Origin of the sequence: Faecalimonas sp. LCP19S3_D12 (genome assembly GCF_052121495.1) — a bacterium.
In the GTDB taxonomy this organism is placed as follows: domain Bacteria; phylum Bacillota; class Clostridia; order Lachnospirales; family Lachnospiraceae; genus Faecalimonas.
The window spans coordinates 57,892-76,951 of record NZ_JBQKED010000004.1 but is presented as its reverse complement, the minus strand read 5'-3'; the positions used below and the strand labels follow the sequence as shown (position 1 = coordinate 76,951).

Annotated in this window: 20 protein-coding genes; 3 read left to right on the top strand and 17 right to left on the bottom strand. The window is 41.5% G+C overall.

What is annotated here, in order from left to right:
- Positions 1-45: 45 nt before the first annotated feature.
- Positions 46-735 (bottom strand): P-II family nitrogen regulator, encoded by a 690-nt coding sequence (locus ACTQXY_RS02190; protein ID WP_441658097.1) that lies wholly within the window; start codon positions 733-735, stop codon positions 46-48.
- A gap of 14 nt (positions 736-749) precedes the next feature.
- On the bottom strand, positions 750-2,288 hold the full coding sequence (locus ACTQXY_RS02185) for a DUF1538 family protein (protein ID WP_441658096.1): 1,539 nt from the start codon (positions 2,286-2,288) through the stop codon (positions 750-752).
- 195 nt (positions 2,289-2,483) lie between these two features.
- Here ACTQXY_RS02185 and sdaAB point away from each other — a divergent pair, with 195 nt between their 5' ends.
- Complete coding sequence (gene sdaAB, locus ACTQXY_RS02180; protein WP_004613698.1) at positions 2,484-3,152, top strand: L-serine ammonia-lyase, iron-sulfur-dependent subunit beta; 669 nt, start codon at positions 2,484-2,486, stop codon at positions 3,150-3,152.
- A gap of 11 nt (positions 3,153-3,163) precedes the next feature.
- A complete protein-coding gene (sdaAA, locus tag ACTQXY_RS02175) occupies positions 3,164-4,036 on the top strand; it encodes an L-serine ammonia-lyase, iron-sulfur-dependent, subunit alpha (protein ID WP_441658095.1) in 873 nt (290 codons plus the stop codon).
- Positions 4,037-4,095: 59 nt separating this feature from the next.
- On the opposite strand, the gene radA is transcribed toward sdaAA, so the two are convergent.
- The 13 genes from radA to pyrE all read right to left on the bottom strand — a co-directional run bounded on the left by radA (position 4,096) and on the right by pyrE (position 16,356).
- Positions 4,096-5,451, bottom strand: a complete 1,356-nt coding sequence (gene radA / locus ACTQXY_RS02170) for a DNA repair protein RadA (RefSeq protein ID WP_441658094.1) — start codon at positions 5,449-5,451, stop codon at positions 4,096-4,098.
- A 78-nt stretch (positions 5,452-5,529) separates the two neighbouring features.
- Positions 5,530-5,943 (bottom strand): hypothetical protein, encoded by a 414-nt coding sequence (locus ACTQXY_RS02165; RefSeq protein ID WP_004613695.1) that lies wholly within the window; start codon positions 5,941-5,943, stop codon positions 5,530-5,532.
- Positions 5,944-6,008: 65 nt separating this feature from the next.
- The gene (locus tag ACTQXY_RS02160; RefSeq protein WP_441658093.1) at positions 6,009-8,453 is read right to left on the bottom strand and encodes an AAA family ATPase; all 2,445 of its coding nucleotides are present in this window, start codon (positions 8,451-8,453) and stop codon (positions 6,009-6,011) included.
- A gap of 17 nt (positions 8,454-8,470) precedes the next feature.
- Positions 8,471-8,839: a GntR family transcriptional regulator gene (locus ACTQXY_RS02155; RefSeq protein ID WP_004613693.1), complete on the bottom strand. Its 369-nt coding sequence runs from the start codon at positions 8,837-8,839 to the stop codon at positions 8,471-8,473.
- A 151-nt stretch (positions 8,840-8,990) separates the two neighbouring features.
- Positions 8,991-10,262 (bottom strand): phosphoribosylamine--glycine ligase, encoded by a 1,272-nt coding sequence (gene purD / locus ACTQXY_RS02150; protein WP_441658092.1) that lies wholly within the window; start codon positions 10,260-10,262, stop codon positions 8,991-8,993.
- Positions 10,263-10,271: 9 nt separating this feature from the next.
- Positions 10,272-10,904 carry a phosphoribosylglycinamide formyltransferase gene (gene purN / locus ACTQXY_RS02145; protein WP_004613691.1) on the bottom strand — a complete coding sequence of 211 codons (633 nt, stop codon included), beginning with the start codon at positions 10,902-10,904 and terminating at the stop codon, positions 10,272-10,274.
- Positions 10,898-11,923 carry a phosphoribosylformylglycinamidine cyclo-ligase gene (gene purM / locus ACTQXY_RS02140; protein ID WP_441658091.1) on the bottom strand — a complete coding sequence of 342 codons (1,026 nt, stop codon included), beginning with the start codon at positions 11,921-11,923 and terminating at the stop codon, positions 10,898-10,900. The genes purN and purM overlap by 7 nt, the downstream gene beginning before the upstream one ends.
- Positions 11,924-11,945: 22 nt before the next feature.
- Positions 11,946-12,458: a 5-(carboxyamino)imidazole ribonucleotide mutase gene (gene purE / locus ACTQXY_RS02135; protein ID WP_441658090.1), complete on the bottom strand. Its 513-nt coding sequence runs from the start codon at positions 12,456-12,458 to the stop codon at positions 11,946-11,948.
- 155 nt (positions 12,459-12,613) lie between these two features.
- A complete protein-coding gene (locus ACTQXY_RS02130) occupies positions 12,614-14,680 on the bottom strand; it encodes an aminopeptidase (RefSeq protein ID WP_441658089.1) in 2,067 nt (688 codons plus the stop codon).
- Positions 14,681-15,040, bottom strand: a complete 360-nt coding sequence (locus ACTQXY_RS02125) for a DUF6142 family protein (RefSeq protein WP_441658088.1) — start codon at positions 15,038-15,040, stop codon at positions 14,681-14,683. It abuts the gene before it with no gap.
- Entirely contained in the window at positions 15,015-15,491 is a 477-nt protein-coding gene (locus ACTQXY_RS02120) for a VanZ family protein (protein WP_441658087.1), read from the bottom strand. Before ACTQXY_RS02120 ends, ACTQXY_RS02125 begins: the two co-directional genes overlap by 26 nt.
- Positions 15,492-15,508: 17 nt before the next feature.
- Entirely contained in the window at positions 15,509-15,661 is a 153-nt protein-coding gene (locus ACTQXY_RS02115) for a hypothetical protein (RefSeq protein WP_004613685.1), read from the bottom strand.
- A 14-nt stretch (positions 15,662-15,675) separates the two neighbouring features.
- Positions 15,676-16,356 (bottom strand): orotate phosphoribosyltransferase, encoded by a 681-nt coding sequence (gene pyrE / locus ACTQXY_RS02110; protein ID WP_441658086.1) that lies wholly within the window; start codon positions 16,354-16,356, stop codon positions 15,676-15,678.
- An 815-nt stretch (positions 16,357-17,171) separates the two neighbouring features.
- Between pyrE and ACTQXY_RS02105 the strand changes: the two genes are divergently transcribed.
- Complete coding sequence (locus ACTQXY_RS02105; RefSeq protein WP_441658085.1) at positions 17,172-17,429, top strand: helix-turn-helix domain-containing protein; 258 nt, start codon at positions 17,172-17,174, stop codon at positions 17,427-17,429.
- 55 nt (positions 17,430-17,484) lie between these two features.
- Here ACTQXY_RS02105 and ACTQXY_RS02100 read toward each other — a convergent pair whose 3' ends face one another.
- Both ACTQXY_RS02100 and ACTQXY_RS02095 read right to left on the bottom strand, forming a co-directional pair.
- Positions 17,485-18,021 (bottom strand): prolyl-tRNA synthetase associated domain-containing protein, encoded by a 537-nt coding sequence (locus tag ACTQXY_RS02100; protein WP_118208339.1) that lies wholly within the window; start codon positions 18,019-18,021, stop codon positions 17,485-17,487.
- A gap of 101 nt (positions 18,022-18,122) precedes the next feature.
- Entirely contained in the window at positions 18,123-19,046 is a 924-nt protein-coding gene (locus ACTQXY_RS02095; RefSeq protein WP_441658084.1) for a helix-turn-helix domain-containing protein, read from the bottom strand.
- Positions 19,047-19,060: the final 14 nt, after the last annotated feature.

Genomic DNA, 19,060 nt, shown 5'->3' with positions numbered 1-19,060 from the left:
ATAGTGAATCGGAGAATCCTTTATGTCCGGATTCTCCGTAATTCTTTAATCTAAAAACTCTTCTTCCGGCATTCTGACACCCACTGTACTTGTTACCGGAAGCGAAAACACAATCGCCTTTTCTTTGCTTTCAAGCCCTGCCTGCTCCATAATCGCTTTCATAATCTCATTTTTCTGCGATGTCTTTGCCACGATCAAAATAATCTCTTTTTCCTCTGCAAGAGATACACCTAAAAATTTTTCCGCTTTTTCCATTCCGGTTCCTTTTGCATGAATAACCGTTCCTCCACCTGCATTCGCACTCCGTGCTGCATCCATAACATTATCAATACTTCCCTGATTTGCAATTGCAACAAGCAATTCGTACTTTGTATCTTTCAATACTGTTTCCTCCTCTTTTTCAAACTCTTGCCCACCAATCAAATACTGCAGCACTTTTTTCCCACCGATACTGCTCACTGGCACGATAAATGCAATTCCGGTTCCCGGCACATCAATCTGCATCTTAATAATCAATTCCCGCCGAAGTTGTTTCCACATACTCTCCGTTACGATTGAAAAATACACCGCCTTTTCGCTCGCCTCCAATCCGAAATAATCCAAAACGGCACTGTCTGCAGTTCCTCTTCCCAATGCTCCAAAAACAGGAGCCATCTCATTTTTTTCAAATAAGTCTTGGAATTGATTGCGTAATTGCCGGTTTGTAATTGTAACCATCATATATACTTTGCTCATAAAATTCTCGTCTCCTACAATTCAATAATATCTGTATCTCCAAATGCTTCCAACGGTAATACCAAAACAGGTTCTTTGGTTTCTTCTGCCACATGTTTTGAACGTAGTTTGTAGACTGCTCCAAGCACCTGAATCGTAATCAGCGGGGTCATCGCTACCATAGCAACTACACCGAATGCATCCGTTACAATATTACCGCCTACTGCCTGGCACGCTCCCATTGCAAACGGCAATAAAAAGGTTGCTGTCATTGGACCGGATGCCACTCCGCCGGAGTCAAATGCAATTGCAGTAAAAATCTTTGGCACAAAAAACGATAAAACAATCGCAATCGCATATCCCGGAATGATGAACCAAAAGATAGAAATTCCTGTCAGAACTCGAACCATCGCAAGTCCAAGTGATACAGATACACCAATTGACAGGCTGAGCCCCATCGCATTTCTGGAAATGGCACCGGATGTAATTTCTTCTACTTGTTCCGTCAATACATATACTGCCGGTTCTGCCTTAACAATAAAATATCCCATAATCATGCCAATCGGGATAATAATCCAACGATAAGGAAGCGCCGCAATTAGTTGTCCCAGATAATTTCCAGCCGGCATAAATCCGATATTTACTCCTGTGAGAAATAGCACCAGTCCTATATAAGTGTATACAATTCCAACAAGAATTTTCACTAACGTTCGTTTTTTCAACTTCAGTGAAATACACTGAAAAACTGCAAAAAACAGAACAATCGGCAACAATGAAATCAGTATTTCTTTCATATATGTTGGGATTCCATCTGCAAATAGTTTCCACAATTCCACAGAATCACTCGCATCCGGAATAACAGTTCTAGTATAAGTACTTCCCTGCGGATTATAGATAAGCCCTAAAATCAGGACTGCCAAAATCGGTCCAATTGAGCAAAGAGCAACTAGACCAAAGCTATCATTTTCCGCATGTTTATCACTACGCACCGCCGAAAAACCAATTCCAAAAGCCATAATAAACGGCACTGTCATCGGACCGGTGGTCACCCCTCCCGAGTCAAATGCAACTGCTAAAAAGTCCGCCGGCACAAAAAATGCAAGCAGGAATACAATTGGGTACAACACAACAAGCATATGCGGCAATGCAATTCCAAACAGCATTCGAAGCACCGCTGCCACAAGGAATATCCCTACTCCGACCGCGACTGCTATGATTAATGTATAATTTGGAATCGATGGCACCTGCTCTGCCAGCACCTGTAAATCCGGTTCTGAAATTGTAATGATAAACCCGAGTACAAAGCAGAGAACCACAACCACTCCAAGCTTTTTTGTCTGCGTCATCTTTGTCCCAAGCCGTTCTCCCATCGGTGTCATCGCCATTTCTGCTCCCAATGTAAAAAACATCATTCCAACAATAAGCATCAATGCTCCAATAATAAAAGCCATCAGAATGCTAGTCGGTACCGGTGCGATTGTAAAACACAAAAATAATACAATCCCAATAATTGGTAAGACTGCTCCCAATGACTCCTTTAGTTTTTCCAGTAATTTTGTACGATATAATTTCAAATGTTTCCGCGCCTTTCTGCCTTCTTTGGCTGAATCTAAGTTTACAAGTTTCTTATCCGTTTTTTCTCTTCTATTCTATCATGAAATTCATTCTCAAAAAAGAAAATTTTCTATAAACTTTTCTCGTGCTAAACCCTGTAACTTCTTTTCATTTCCTGTTATACTAAATGAAGATACGACAGGAGGACAACGATTATGAATTTTTTAAGTATTTTTGATGTGATCGGACCGAATATGATCGGACCTTCCAGCTCACACACAGCCGGAGCAGTATCCATCGCATTAATGGCACGCAAGATGTTCCCGGAAGATATAAAAAAAGTGACATTCACACTATATGGCTCTTTTGCGAAGACCTATCACGGACATGGCACAGACCGGGCGCTTCTTGGTGGTATCCTTGGATTCTCTACAGATGACGAGCGAATCCGGGATGCCTTTCAGATTGCCAAAGATAGAAATATCACCTATGAATATATCATCGATGAGAAAACTGCTACCGAACATCCGAATACAGCAGATATCGATCTTATTGGCGTGACCGGACATACACTCTCTATCCGCGGTGAATCTATCGGCGGTGGAAAGATGAAGATTGTCCGCATCAACAACATCGATGTAGAGTTTACCGGAGAGTACAGTACCTTGATCGTGCAGCAAAAGGACACTCCGGGAGTGGTTGCTCACATCACACAGGCACTCAGTGAACAGGAAGTAAACATTGCATTCATGAGATTGTTCCGCGAAGACAAGGGTGCCAACGCATATACCGTCGTGGAATCTGACGAACCGATTCCAGAGGCTGTATTAGACAAAATCAAAACGAATCCGCATGTATCTGATCTTATGCTGATTCAAATGTAGGAGGGATTAGTATGGATTTTTTTACCGGACAAGAATTGATAGGAGCATGCAAAGAAAAAGCACTTCCTATTTCTGAGATAATGAAACTTCGCGAGATGACGACAGGATCTCTTTCATCTGAAGAAATTGATTCGAAGTTAGAGACAGTGCTCTCTATTATGAAAAATGCCGCAACCAGACCTCTCTTACATCCTGGAAAATCTATCGGCGGATTGATTGGCGGTGAGGCAAAAAAAGTAAACGATCATGGGAAAACCACTTCCTGTGTCTGTGGCAGTATGCTTTCGAAGGCAATCTCCTATAGCATGGCTGTTTTAGAAGTCAACGCCTCGATGGGACTGATTGTCGCTGCCCCGACCGCAGGCTCGTCCGGCGTCGTTCCGGGTGTACTGCTTGCAATGCAGGATGAGCACGGATTATCCGATGAGAAACTCTACCAAGGGCTTTTAAATGCAAGCGCCATCGGATATCTCCTCATGCGAAATGCCTCTGTCTCCGGTGCGGAAGCCGGATGCCAGGCGGAGGTTGGCGCCGCAAGTGCCATGTCGGCAAGCGCCATTGTCGAGATGATGGGCGGAACTCCCCATATGTGTCTGACCGCTGCAAGCCTTGCGCTTTCCAATCTGCTTGGACTTGTCTGTGACCCGATCGCAGGGCTTGTAGAATCCCCGTGCCAGAGCAGAAATGCGATTGGAGTAGCCAATGCGATTACATCCGCAGAACTTGCTTTGAGTGGAATTTCACATCCGATACCATTTGACGAGATGGCGGAAGCTATGTTCCGTGTCGGAAAAAGTCTTCCATTTGAACTGCGGGAAACTGCGATGGGCGGCTGTGCCGGGACACCGACCGGCTGTAAACTAGGCTGTGAGATCTGTAAATAGCATTACCAAAAAGGTGTGATTGTTGAAAGCCAGCACTTCAACAATCACACCTTTTTAGTTCATAATACTTGCAGTGCCTCATTGATCGTCTTGACACCGATAATCTTAATCCCTTTGATATTCTTTACAACCTCTCTTGACACTTCAGGCATAATACAGGTTGTAAATCCAAGTTTTTTTGCTTCGACGACTCTTTGCTCCGGCATGTTGACTGCACGCACCTCACCGCTTAGACCAACCTCCCCAAACACAATCGTCTTCTCATCAATCGGCTGATTTTTATAACTTGATACAACCGCCATCACAATTCCAAGATCCACCGCCGGCTCATTCATCTTAATTCCCCCGGCGATATTGACATATGCGTCGTAATTAGACAGATGTATTCCTACTCGTTTTTCCAAAACTGCCATCAGCAAATTCACTCGATTATAATCCGTACCTGCTGCAGTGCGCCTTGGCATCCCAAAATTACTGCTGCATACAAGCGCCTGAATCTCAATTAAAATCGGTCTTGTCCCCTCCATGGAACACGCCACAACCGATCCGGATGCATTCTCCGGTTTTCCGTTCAGCATAAATTCTGATGGATTTTCCACTTCCACAAGTCCATTCTGTCTCATCTCAAACACACCGATTTCATTCGTGGACCCAAAACGATTCTTCACACCTCGCAAAATTCGGTAGGATGCATGCCTGTCTCCCTCAAAATAGAGAACGGTATCCACCATATGTTCCAACACTCTGGGTCCTGCAACCGTTCCTTCTTTTGTCACATGTCCTACAATAAAAATGGATATTCCAAGTCCCTTTGCCAACTGCATAAATACATTGGTCGATTCCCGAACCTGTGACACACTGCCCGGTGCAGATGCCACCTCCTCACTGTACATCGTCTGGATTGAGTCAATAATGACAACTTCCGGCTTTCTTTTTTGGATCACATTTTTCACAATCTCTAAATTTGTCTCACATAGGAGCAGTAAATCTTCCGTGAATTCTCCCATCCGATTTGCCCTGAGTTTGATCTGTTTGAGTGACTCCTCCCCTGATATATAAAGCACTTGGTGCTTATCTTCACACAGTCTCTGACACACCTGCAAAAGAAGGGTAGATTTCCCAATCCCAGGATCTCCTCCCACCAGCAAAAGAGACCCTGGAACAATTCCTCCGCCAAGTACTCTATCGAGTTCCTCTATCTTTGTTTTAATTCGTTCCTCCTGATCAGTCTCCACATGTTTTAGAGCCACCACTTCCGCATCTTTTATCTGCTTTGCAGAAGCAGACTTTGAAAAAGAGACCGGCTCTTCCACAAACGTATTCCATTCTTTGCACATTGGGCACTGCCCAAGCCATTTGTTCTCTTCATGTCCGCAGTTTTGACAGAAAAAAACACTCTTCTTTCCTTTTGCCATATGACTTCCTTTCTTAATAACAAAATTTATATATTATAAAATAGGCTGCGCCTCGGCGCAACCTATTTCACCCAACTATTATCTTCTTACAATTTTTACTTCCACACTGCTGTTCTCATTCAGCTCAGCACTGATGCTTAGTTTTCCGCTTAAATTTGTAGTCATCTTATCAACACTCACATCATCCATATAGACTTCGTATTTACTGTCCGCCTCCAGTTCAACTGTAAACTGTGCATCCTCCGCTCCGGATACCTCAAATGAAAGCACGTCTTCTGTCATCTTAAAATGTTCTACAGCAGTTCCTGGTACTGATTCATATACAAACATTCCATTTTTTTCTAATTTTGTAATCTCTTTGAACGTCTTTACTTTATATAAATCTCCCTGGAATTCAAATCCGTCTAATTTTGTCTTTGAAGCAAGTGTGTAATCCCCAAAACTAAGTGTCCCATCTGCCTCTGCTCTCAATAAGTCCTTTACTGCTGCCATCTTATTTTTCCTCCTAAATGGTATAAAATTTCTACTTCTATTATATAATAAATCAGACTATTTTGCTAGTTTTTTGTGTCTTTTGTGAAAAATTTTAGTTCTTTTTTAGATACTCCCACTTCCACATCCATTCCTTCGCAAATCTCTCCGTCTAATATTGCCTCGGCAAGCTTATCTTCCAGCTCCGTCTGCATTGCACGCCGCAACGGTCTTGCACCATATTTCTGGTCATTTCCCTTTTCCACAATATATTTTTTTGCAGAATCCCGAATCGTCAATGTGATATTCATCTGGGTCTTCACACGTCTGATCAATTCTTTGCACATCAACCCAACAATCTTTTTCATGTGATCGATCGTCAATGAATGGAATACAATAATCTCATCAATTCGGTTCAAAAATTCCGGACGGAACAGTAATTTCACCTCGTCCATCACATTCGCCTTCATCTTTTTATAATCGCCGGCGGCATCTTCTTTTGTTACAAATCCCAATTTCTTCGGATCGACAATTGCTTTTGCCCCTGCATTGGAAGTCATAATAATGACTGTATTTCTAAAATCTACTTTTCTTCCCTGCGAATCTGTGATATGCCCGTCATCCAGCACCTGCAATAAAATGTTAAATACATCCGGATGTGCCTTTTCAATCTCATCAAACAGTACCACTGAGTACGGGTTTCGGCGAACTTTCTCACTCAATTGTCCGCCATCGTCGTGACCTACATACCCCGGTGGTGAGCCAATCATCTTCGATACACTGTGTTTTTCCATATATTCTGACATATCTACGCGAATCATCGCATTTTCATCGCCGAACAAAGCTTCTGCCAGTGCCTTGGAAAGTTCTGTCTTTCCGACTCCTGTCGGACCTAAAAACAACAACGAACCTATCGGGCGCTTTGGATCTTTTAGTCCGACACGCCCACGTTTCACCGCTCTTGCAACCGCACTCACCGCTTCCTCCTGTCCGATTACTCTTTTATGCAGCGTCTGCTCCAGCTTTTTCAATCTTGCGCTTTCTGTCTCTGCCAGCTTCTGCACTGGAATTTTCGTCCAGGAGGATACAACAGCTTCGATATCCGCCTCAGTGACAACCAGGTTCCGCTTTGCATTGTTCGAATGAAAACGTCTTTTCACACTCTCTAATTTTTTTTCCACACTCTCCTGTTCTTTGTGCAGCAGTGATGCTTCTGCAAAATCTCCATTTTTAATCTTTTCTTCTTTTTCCAGTGAGATTTCCTGCAATGTCTGTTCCAGTCTTGTCAGGCTGTCCGGTACTTTAAATCCGGCAAGACTTACCTTCGAACACGCCTCGTCAAGCACATCAATCGCCTTATCCGGAAGATGACGGTCATTGATATAACGGCTTGACAAAGTCACCGCTGCTTTTAACGCACCTTCCTCAATTGTCACATGATGATGACTCTCGTATTTTCCCTTGATTCCCTCTAAAATACGTTCACACTGCTCATTCGTCGGTTCTTCCACTGTGATCGGCTGAAAGCGTCTCTCCAAAGCAGCATCTTTCTCAATGTATTTCCGATATTCCACAATTGTCGTCGCCCCGATCAGCTGCAGTTCTCCTCTTGCAAGAGATGGCTTCAGAATATTTGATGCATCAATCGCACCTTCGGCGCCTCCTGCGCCAATCATCGTGTGCACCTCATCTAAAAATAAAATAATATTTCCGGCAGATTTCACTTCCCGGATCAATCGTTTCATCCGTTCCTCAAACTCTCCACGGTATTTGGATCCCGCTATCATTCCTGATAAATCCAGCGTCACAATCCGTTTATCTTTCATGCCATCCGGCACAATCCCCGTTGCAATCTGGTTCGCCAGCCCTTCGATAATTGCTGTCTTTCCAACACCAGGTTCTCCCACTAGACACGGATTGTTTTTTGTCCGTCTGCTTAAAATCTGCATCAGTCTTTCTATCTCAGACTCTCTTCCAATCACCGGATCTAATTTTCCTTCTTCTGCCTGCGCCGTCAAATCTGTACTGTACTGTGCAAGTACACTGTTACGACCATTTTTCTCCTCTCTGGTCTCCTCCATATATTCTCTCGGATTCACTCCGATGACTTCCAAGATTCCCTCCTGCACTTTGCCAAGATTGACATTCAATGTCACCAGTGTTCTTGTTGCCACGCAGTCTACATCTTTTAACATGGCAAGCAGCATATGTTCTGTTCCTATCTTCTCAGAAGATAATCGCACTGCTTCCAAAAGCGCATTATCCAAAAGATATACCAGTCTCGGGCTGAACTCCAATGTTCTTTTCGTCTGCATCTCAGTTCCCGGAGAAATCAGTTCCTCGATCACTTTTGTAATCTTTTCTTCTTCCACTTTGTTAGCCGCAAGAATCTGCCCTGCAACACCTGTAAATTCTCTTCTCAAAGCAAGCAGCAGATGCTCTGTCCCCACATATGGATGGTTCCATTTTTTTGCTAGCACCCTTGCTGTCTCTAATACCTTCGCAGCCTGTTTTGTAAAATCTTTCTGCATCTATCTCCTCCTGCTACCTATTTATAATCTTCATAAATCTCATCTACCAGCTCGTAGATATCTTCCTTTGTAATATTATGACAATGCGCCTTGGCAAGTGCCACGCGCAGATATCTTCTCATGTCTTCCATCGCCCGTATCTTATCAATGTCAAGCGCAATTACGGCTCCTCTTCTTCGGTCAAGCTGCAGGAAACCTTCCTCTCGCAGCACACTGTACGCCTTATTCACTGTATGCATATTAATACCGATATTTTCCGCCAATTGTCTCACGGAAGGAAGTGTATCTCCTTCCTGTATCTGAGACGTAGCAATCCCCATGATAATCTGATTACGCAATTGAATATAAATCGCTTCATCACTGTTAAAATCAATTTCTATAAGCATCTTTTTCACCTTTTTTCTTCTGATTGTTATATAGATATTATAGCATTCGCCTGCTTCTGTCAACTTTCTATTTTATTTTGACTCTCAGACAGTATCATCTCCGGAAAAAGCAAGGACGAAGTTTTATAAAAACTTCGTCCCCATCAAAGAGTTACGCTTCATCTATCGCTTTTCCGATATCATTTCTCTTATATTTGTTTGCAAACTGCACCCACTCTGTCGCTTTGTAAGCGTTTTCGCGTGCTTCTTTCAAATCTTTTCCTTTTGCAGTCACCCCGAGAACACGTCCGCCGTTTGTCACGATCCTATCTCCATCAAACTTTGTCCCCGCATGGAAACAATAATATCCGTCGTGTTTTTCAAATTCTTCCAGTCCACTGATTGGAAGTCCTTTGTCATACTTCACCGGATATCCTTCTGATGCAAGCACAACACACACAGCTGCATTGTCTTCAAACTGAAGATCAATCTGATCTAATGTTCCGTCAATACATGCCTCCACAACTTCGATGATATCATTTTTCATACGAGGAAGTACAACCTGTGCCTCCGGATCTCCGAATCTTGCATTGTATTCCAATACTTTCGGTCCATCCTCTGTCAACATCAATCCAAAGAAAATAATTCCCTTAAATTCTCTTCTTTCTGCTTTCATCGCATCTACGGTTGCCTGATAAATATATTTATTGCAGAACTCTTCTACTTCTTTTGTGTAGAACGGGCTTGGAGAAAATGTTCCCATTCCTCCTGTGTTCAAACCTTTATCTCCATCCAGTGCACGCTTGTGATCCTGCGCGGATGTCATCGTCTTGATCGTGTTTCCATCCACAAAAGAAAGTACCGACACTTCACGGCCAGTCATAAATTCTTCGATGACCATCGTGTTTCCTGCTGTTCCAAACTGCTTGTCCAGCATAATGGATTGTACTCCGTCTTTTGCTTCTTCCAATGTATTGCAGATCAGTACACCTTTTCCAAGTGCAAGTCCGTCCGCCTTTAACACGATTGGGAACTTCGCTGTCTCAAGATACGCAAGCGCTTTCTTTGCGTCATCAAAGTTTTCATATCCCGCTGTCGGGATATTATATTTTTTCATCAAATCTTTTGAAAATGCTTTGGACCCTTCCAAAATAGCCGCATTTTTACGAGGACCGAACACTCTTAATCCTTCGCTTTCAAACACATCTGCAATTCCACCTACAAGCGGATCATCCATTCCGACAATTGTAAGGTCTACTTCATGTTCTTTTGCAAAAGCTGCCAATTTTTCAAACTCCATCGCACCGATTGCAACACATTCTGCATACTGTGCAATCCCTGCATTCCCAGGTGCACAATAAATTTTCTCTACTTTATCACTTTTTGCCACACTCCATGCAATCGCATGTTCTCTTCCGCCGCTTCCAACAATTAATACTTTCATTGCGACCTCCTATGCTTCTTCCTCTATCATTACCTTGCCATCTACAACCTTCACTTTCCCATTTGCGATCAGGTCAATTGCCTGTGGGAGAATTTTCCACTCTGCCTGCTCCATCACTCTTCTTTGCAAAATTTCAGGAGTATCTCCCTGTTTTACTTCCACAGCCTTCTGAAGAATGATCGCACCGGTATCGGTTCCTTCATCCACAAAGTGCACAGTAGCTCCAACGACTTTTACGCCCTTTTCAAGTGCCGCCTCATGCACTTTCAAACCATAATACCCAGTTCCGCAAAATGCTGGAATCAAAGATGGATGGATATTGATAATACGGTTTCTGTAAGCTTCAATCATCATTTCCGGAATGACAACCAAAAATCCTGCAAGTACCAGTAAATCTGCCTGAAACTGATCCACGGTATCTAACAATGCCTGATTAAACTCTGCTCTCGATGCAAACGCTTTCGGAGAGACACAGACATTCGGAATTCCCTTTTCCTCTGCTCTCTGTAAAGCATATGCATTCTTATTGTTGCTGATTACGCCCACAATCTCTGTGTTCGTGATCGCACCGCTGTCTACCGCATCCAAAATCGCCTGCAGATTCGTTCCGCCTCCGGAAACCAGCACAACTACTTTTAACATAAAGTAACTCCTTTATCTCCGGCTTCAATATGACCAACTACATATCCGTCCTCGCCGGCTGCTTTGATTGCCTCTAATGTCTTATCTACATTTTCTTTATCAACTGCAAGAATCATTCCAAGTCCCATGTTGAATGTGTTGTACATCATAGTCTCTTCAATATCGCCATCCACTGCTAACATCTTAAAGATTGGCTGAATCGGATAGCTGTCTTTTTTTACAATCGCGTGCATCCCATCACAGAGCATACGTGGAATGTTTTCATAGAAACCACCACCTGTAATATGACTGCAGGCTTTGATCTTCACACCAGATTCTTTGATTGTGCGAAGTGACTTCACATAAATTTTTGTTGGAGCAAGCAATGCCTCGCCCAGCGAGCATCCAAGTGAATCATATTCTCTCTTCAATGCCTCTTCTTTCATATCGAACACTTTTCTTACCAGAGAAAATCCATTGCTGTGAACACCTGAAGATGCCATACCGATCAGCACATCTCCGTCTTTTAATTCTTTTCCTGTGATCAGATCTTTTTCATCTACCACACCAACTGCAAATCCTGCAAGATCGTATTCATCCACTGGATAGAAACCTGGCATTTCTGCAGTCTCTCCACCAATCAACGCAGCGCCTGACTGTTTACATCCTTCTGCGACACCGCTTACGATTGTAGCAATTTTTTCCGGTTCATTTTTTCCGCAGGCAATATAGTCTAAGAAAAATAATGGTTCTCCGCCTGCACAGGCAATATCATTCACACACATTGCCACACAGTCGATACCAATTGTATCATGTTTATCTAAAATAAAAGCAAGTTTTAACTTTGTTCCGACACCATCAGTTCCGGATACAAGAGTTGGTTTTTCCATATCTTTGAATTTCTCCATAGAAAAAGCTCCTGAAAATCCTCCGATATTTGTCAGCACTTCCGGTCTCATTGTCTGCTGAATATGTTTTTTCATCAATTCTACTGATTTGTAACCAGCTTCAATATCTACGCCTGCGTTCTTATAATCCATCTTACTTCCTCCAATATGTGTTCTACATTTGTTTCAAATATTCTTTGTGTCCAAGCTCGTCCAATTTTGCTGCTTTTGCCTGTACCGTTTCTTTCATTTCTTTTGTGTAGGCTTTCAGTCTCTCCAACAGCTCAGGATCAGATGTTGCAAGAATCTTTGCTGCTAAAATCGCTGCGTTGGCACCTCCATCGATTGCCACAGTTGCTACCGGAATTCCAGGCGGCATCTGAACAATTGAATACAGTGCATCTACCCCTTCCAAATTCTTGCCTGACATTGGGATTCCAATTACCGGCATCGGGAAAATCGCCGCGCACATTCCCGGAAGATGCGCTGCCATCCCTGCTCCCGCAATGATGACTTTAAAATCTTTCTCTTCTGCTGATTTCGCATAGTCATAAAAAACATCCGGCTCACGGTGTGCTGAGATAATGGTCATCTCATATTCCACTCCAAATTTTTCTAACATGTCAGCTGCTTTGCTTATTACTTTCATGTCAGAATCGCTACCCATTACAATTCCTACCTTTGGCATAATTGTTCTCCTTCCTTTGTCTCATTTATAAGTAATCAAAATAAATATTCCACTATTTATAAGTTATTTTACTAATACATTTCCAGGATGTCAACATCTCCACTTGTTAAGAATAATTATAAATGCTTATCACAAATATGGTTCTATCATCTTTTCTACACACCCGCTTCCTTCAGCGGCTCGTTCAAAATCTCTGTTCCAGACAGCACAAAATGACCGTCTTTCAGTAACACAATGCGCTCTCCTTTTTCGGTTACAACCGCAATCTCTTCTAACTCTTCATACGGAATTGTGATATCAGTATGACATTGGAAATACGCTTTTGACACATCTTCTTTCCGAAGTATTGAAACTGAATTATCTTTCGCAACAATTTCCTTTCCATCCGGATTATACAATTTATTCTCCTCGCTCCAGCTATAGCATGTATCTCCCACAGCAAAATGCGGTCCCATCTTTTCTGCGATCAGAATCGGCATCTTGTCCTCAATCTGATATTTCTTTGCCACAACATACGCAGTTGTATTCGTTCCGATGGCAAACTCTCCAAGCGGCAGCGTATCATGGTTATGAAGAATATTGCTTTTGATATACTTTTTCGATTGCTCCTCGTCCTCGAAATTGCTGCATGTATACTCTGTAATCTTTCCATTTTCAAATGTAATCTTCAGATCACGGTACTGCAATTCATTGAGATATACTTTACTTACATTCAGCACTCCGTTTGTCCCCTCCAGTACCGGCGAAGTAAATACTTCTCCGACTGGAATATTGACATCCGCCACACAGTTTTCGAAAATGGTCTCTTTTGCCGGGTCTGACAAACGATAAAGCTGTACTTTTAAGTCAGTCTCATTTTTATCTTTCCCAAGAATATGCACATACTCACCTTTATCCAGCGCATCGATCAAAGCCTGTTGTACGTTTTTATAGACGTTCGCATCCAACGTATTGATGCGAATGACTTCATCAAAAATCTCTTTATACTGTGCTCCAATCTCCGGCACCGGATAAGCGACAATCGTAAAACTGCGCTCATCCCCTTTGATATACTGATTCGTAAGCTGTCCGGATTTACTGTCAAACAGCACCGATAATTTTTCCTGCTTTTCTGTGAGCACGACTGACTCCGGCTTTTGCACCGGTACAAACGGCTCTTCACCGAATATCTCCATAACAGCCGGTCCCGCATGTTCTCCTGCAAGCTCTCTGTACTTCTCGTAGGCATTTTTCATGACATCGAGCTTTCTCTCCATGAACTTCTTATCCAAAAACAGCCCCTGATCCTGTCTGTGATCATACTCATACTGCTTATTTGCAATTGCTCCGTAATATCCTACTTTATAGTGCTGTCGCTTTGTCAATACACTGACTGCTGCCCGATAGATTGTCGGTCTTAGTCCCATCTTTTCAAAATTTTCAATTGCTTTTTTGATTACCCGCTCAAATCCAAGTGTATAGCGAATATTTACAACCGATTTTTTCGACAGATCGATCCCCGCATTGACGAATCCAATTCGATATCCTTCTGTGTATACATCAGCCATCTGATCAATCGTCTTCTGTGGAAGTGCATTCAAATGTTCCGCTGTCTTCCACTCATTCTCAGACACATATTCGCCATACTGATACAGATAACGCAAATCGTTTAAATTACTTTTTGTCACGATATCTGCGGCAAACGAGCATTCCGGATTCAACTGTTCTTCGATTCTGTCAGCGACAAATACATCACAGTAATCACTCGCATACCAGTAAACAATCTCTTTGAGTTCCTTGTAATCCGGTGCCAATGTCCCCTCAAAACAATTATATATCTCTATAAATAATTCGTTGCAGATTGCAAGATATTCCACCTGCTGCTCATACATATAAGCGATCTCCCCGCGAAGCTCTGTGTATAAAAAACTCAAAAGCTGTCCGATTTCTTCTCCAAACAGAGAAACCGCATATGCCGGATTCGCATAACTTGTATCGTACTGGTCTCCCACAACATCTACATAGATACTTTCATTCTCTTTTTTTAATTCGTCGAGCGTACACTGTTCAAATGGCTTGTCCTGCATACGTTCCCGAATCTCATTGATCTTCAAAATAAATTCGGATACTTTCCGAAAATAGTCTCTATATAAAACTTCTGTCGTCTCTTCTTCTGTGATTCTGCGGATTCTTTCTATTGAAAGCATATACCGCTCTATAATCTGTTCATTGATTTCTTTCATTTAAAATAGCCCCCTGCAAAAAATAGCAATAAATGCAATGATAAAGAATATGTTGCAACCAATTCCTATCTTACATGTAAGATAGTTTTTCTCTCGTTCTTTCAGCCCTCTCACTGCAAGCACGCCCCCCGCCACTGTAAGAATAAGAGTGACAAGTGCCAGTCCTCCGATGTAAGGTGCCGCAGTCCCTGCACTGATGTATGCAATCACAATCATTGCAGCCAATGCCACCAATACAATTCCCGCGATCACACAGGATTGTATCCCTTTTTTAGAGTGTTTCAGCTTTGCCTGTCCATATTTGCGATTGGCTCTTTTTTTCCTTTCTTTTGCCTTATTTTTTTCCTTTTCTTTTCGCATTGTATCTTCTCCTTATCGTATTGCATATCATGAATGTGATATAGCCTAATATTCCCCCCAACGTGTTTAACACCAGATCATCCACGTCGAAACATCCCACTTTCGTAAGCAGTTGAAATGTCTCGACCAGAAGACTCAAAGCCAGACTGTTCGCTGCAGTTGCCCAAAAACTTCTGTATTTGCTCGCCATCGGCATAAAAAATCCAAATGGCAGGAAAATGACAATATTTCCAAATAAATTTGTAAATGTTGCAAACGCTCCAAGCTGTCCTCTGTAATTCCAAAATCGCTTGATCTCCTTGAACAAAACCAAATTATAATGGTACTCCTGCATTTCACCAGTGCGTCCATACCAGTCAGAAAAGATCAAAAAATAGAACACAAATAAAATGTATAATACAAATAAAATTTTCCCTAATATACGTAATCGTCTTTTCTTTCTTGCGTCCAAAACAATTCCCTTTCCGGTTAAAATGTCAATTCCTGCTTATTCCGCAGTAGACGGGCGCCTCCGATAATCGTTAAAATTCCTGCTGTCACACCTACAACAGCCATGATAATCCCTAGTGCGATATTTCCGGCACCTACTGTTTTCATTGATCGATATGCTTTTTCTACCATGCAATCTCGCCTCCTTATTTCGTTCCGTACTGTTCATAATATGCGTCAATTGCCGCTTTTAATGTATCGTCAATAATAACTTCTCCATTGATTTCTTTGTTATACAGATATTCAACTACTTCTGCCATTGTCACAATCGCATTTGTCTCAAATCCATACAGATCTTTTACTTCTTCCAATGCACATTTTATGCCGCCTTTTCCGACTTCCATGCGGTCTAAGGACACCATCAATCCAACAATTTCCACATCAGCGGCACCTTTTACTTTCGGCACAGTCTCTTCCATAGATTTTCCAGATGTTGTCACATCCTCGATCATCACAACTCTGTCACCGTCTTTTAAACTGCTGCCAAGAAAACTTCCTTTATCAGCGCCGTGATCTTTCTCTTCTTTTCTGTCTGAGCAATAGCGAATTTCTTTTCCGTATAACTCACTGTATGCAATTGCAGTCACAACACTAAGCGGAATTCCTTTGTAAGCAGGTCCAAACAGCACGTCAAAATCATCTCCATATTTATCATGGATTGCTTTTGCATAGTACTCTCCGAGTCTTTTCAGCTGAGAACCTGTTACATATCCACCTGCATTCATAAAAAACGGAGACTTTCTTCCACTCTTTAAAGTAAACTCTCCGAACTTCAACACTTTGCTCTCTACCATAAAATCTATAAATTCTTTCTTATAACTTTCCATATCTCTTAAACCTCCGTATTTACGGGTTTTTTACGCCCTTACTTTCTATGCTTTATCCCCTACTGCACCATTTTTACACCTTTTTTACACTTTTTCTCAAACTTTTCCATTTCCAAGAACAGCGTATGTAATGTAAAGGGGATCTGATATAATCCATCTTTTTTTGAGATATACGATTCCCTAATTCTTTCCCGTTAAGTGATTTACCCATCACTGCCTCCTTTCCTAGCAAAATCGGGAAAAGAACTATTAAATCTTTTCAATTTTATCATATATTTCCTGTTATTTCAATTGAGGAACTCCCTTAAAAATGTACGAAAAAATGTCACATAGTCCTTTTTCTTACTCTACAACTTAATTATTCAGCAATTTATCTAATCTTGCCTGTGAGCATACAGCAGAATCTCATTCTATACAACAGAAAGAACTGGAAAAAGAAACACTCTATCTCAAGCCTAACGCCAATAACAGACAAAAGGACCTGCAAGTTTTGTAACCTTTCAAGTCCTCTGCTATACGATGAGCTTACTAAAAATTGGCAAACTACTCTAATTGTTCAAATAAAGATTCCATGCTGATTCAACATGCACCGAATGTGGAACATGTGAACTTCTGGAAAAGTGAAAGGAAACTTAAGGATTAACCTCCTTAAAGTTTCCCTTTTCCTCTTACTTCATCAAATATTGTAGTCTTTGGCATTTCTGTTTGTCTCAGTTTTATAACCAATCATATTACTAATTCCATGTAAAATTAATAGAAAAAATGCAAAAAATGAGACAAATCTGCTCATACTATTTGCAGGAAGGATTAGAAATATGCCAAAGCCGCGAACATCCACTGGGGAGAAAAATCTGATCAGCCAAAGGCTCATAGAACTTCGCCGCCAGCACAATATGTCACAGAGACTCTTAGCCTATCAGCTTCAACTGAATGGGTATGATATGGATAAAAATGTAATCACCAGAATTGAGACAAACAAACGTTATGTCACAGATGTGGAATTAAAAGCTCTTACGGAGATTTTCCATGTCTCTTACGAATATCTCATTGAGGGAAAAGAAGAAAAGTCATAAAACCAGCGACCATCCATCTTACCATGAATACCCGCTGGTCTAATTCTTTATTCTATTACAATTCCATAATCTTTGCTTTATGTCTGATCTGTGGCAAAAATTTATTCAACAAATCTTCTGTCTTCATTTTCAAATGACTTGTATTAATCCCCGGATTGCAGCCGAACCATTCTTCCTGTGCAACTTCTTTGTCCACAATCAATTGAACATAATCGTCTTCGTCATTGATCAATCCCATGACAGACGCAGATCCCGGTTTCGTTCCAAGATGCTCTTCCATCAGTTCTCCTGATGCAAATGAAAGATGCGGTACTCCGATTTTTTTACTCAATGTGTTCGTATCCAAAGATTTGTTTGCCGGAAGCACGACCAAAAAGAAACTCGTTTTTTTCTTATTGCACAAGAAAATACTTTTTCGAATCTCTGTTCCAAGCGCCTTGTCAATCTCCTCACACTCTTCCATCGTCTCCACAACATCATTGTCGACTCTCTCATAAGAAATTTTCAGTTTATCCAGTATCTGATACACCTTTTTTTCTGTTGCTACGCGATCATCCGTCGGTGCTGTTGTATAAATATCACTAATATATATCATCTTAGTTCCCCTTTCTCTAATGCTGGTCTTTGATAAGGACATCTTAGCATTTTCGAGTAAAAAGAACTACCAAAACCTTAACAAAAAATATTAATATCTTAACATTTCATATTTTTATAAGCTTTTGGAGTAACACCGGTCATTTTCTTAAAACATTGAATGAAATGGCTCACAGTGTTGAATCCAACCGCCCCGGAAACTTCCGTTACCGATAGTTCCGTCCCTCTTAGCAACTCTTTGCTTCTCAATATGCGGTATTCTGCCAGATACTCGTTCGGGCTTTTGCAGACAACTTCCTTAAATCCTCTGCAGCATTCTCCAACACTGACATTCCCTGCCTGCGCAATATCCGCCAGACACATCGGATGCATATACTGATTATGGATATAAGACAACATCGCCTGTATCCGTTCCTGCTTTCTAATATAGCTGTTTGAAATTTTCTTTCCATTTTTTTCTATATTGCAGATCATCATATACCATATCTCCACAATTTTTATTGCAATCTGATATTCTTCTCTTCCAACAGCTTGTCTTTTCTCTCTTCTTCTTTTAAACAGGATCTCCATCTTTAGCAGAGTATCCAGTATCTCCTTTTGCCATGACGTTGTCCTTTTAAATTCAACTACCGGTATCCCGTAATTGCCCACATAGGGAAGCACAAAATTCTCCTCCATAGCACTCCCTGAAAAGAAAGATACTACCTTGTCTGGAAAATTAAAACTGAGATATCTGCCTCTATCGCTAATCTCTGTCGTTATATGGAGAAGATTTCGATTGATAAAAATCCCATCCCCTTCATCCAGCGTATATAATTTCCCATCTACTCTCAGTTTGAGCTTTCCGCTTGTCACAACAGTAAACTGCAGTTCCTCATGCCAGTGCAAGTCCATATATCCTCTTCCCGATGGTTCAATATTCCCCTGCGTTACCGTGTACATCTCAATCGGAAACCCTTTATCCGTATAATAATTAATCTCATGTAATGGTTTTTCTATCTGCTTCGGATTGCATCTTTGCATTTTTATCACACTCT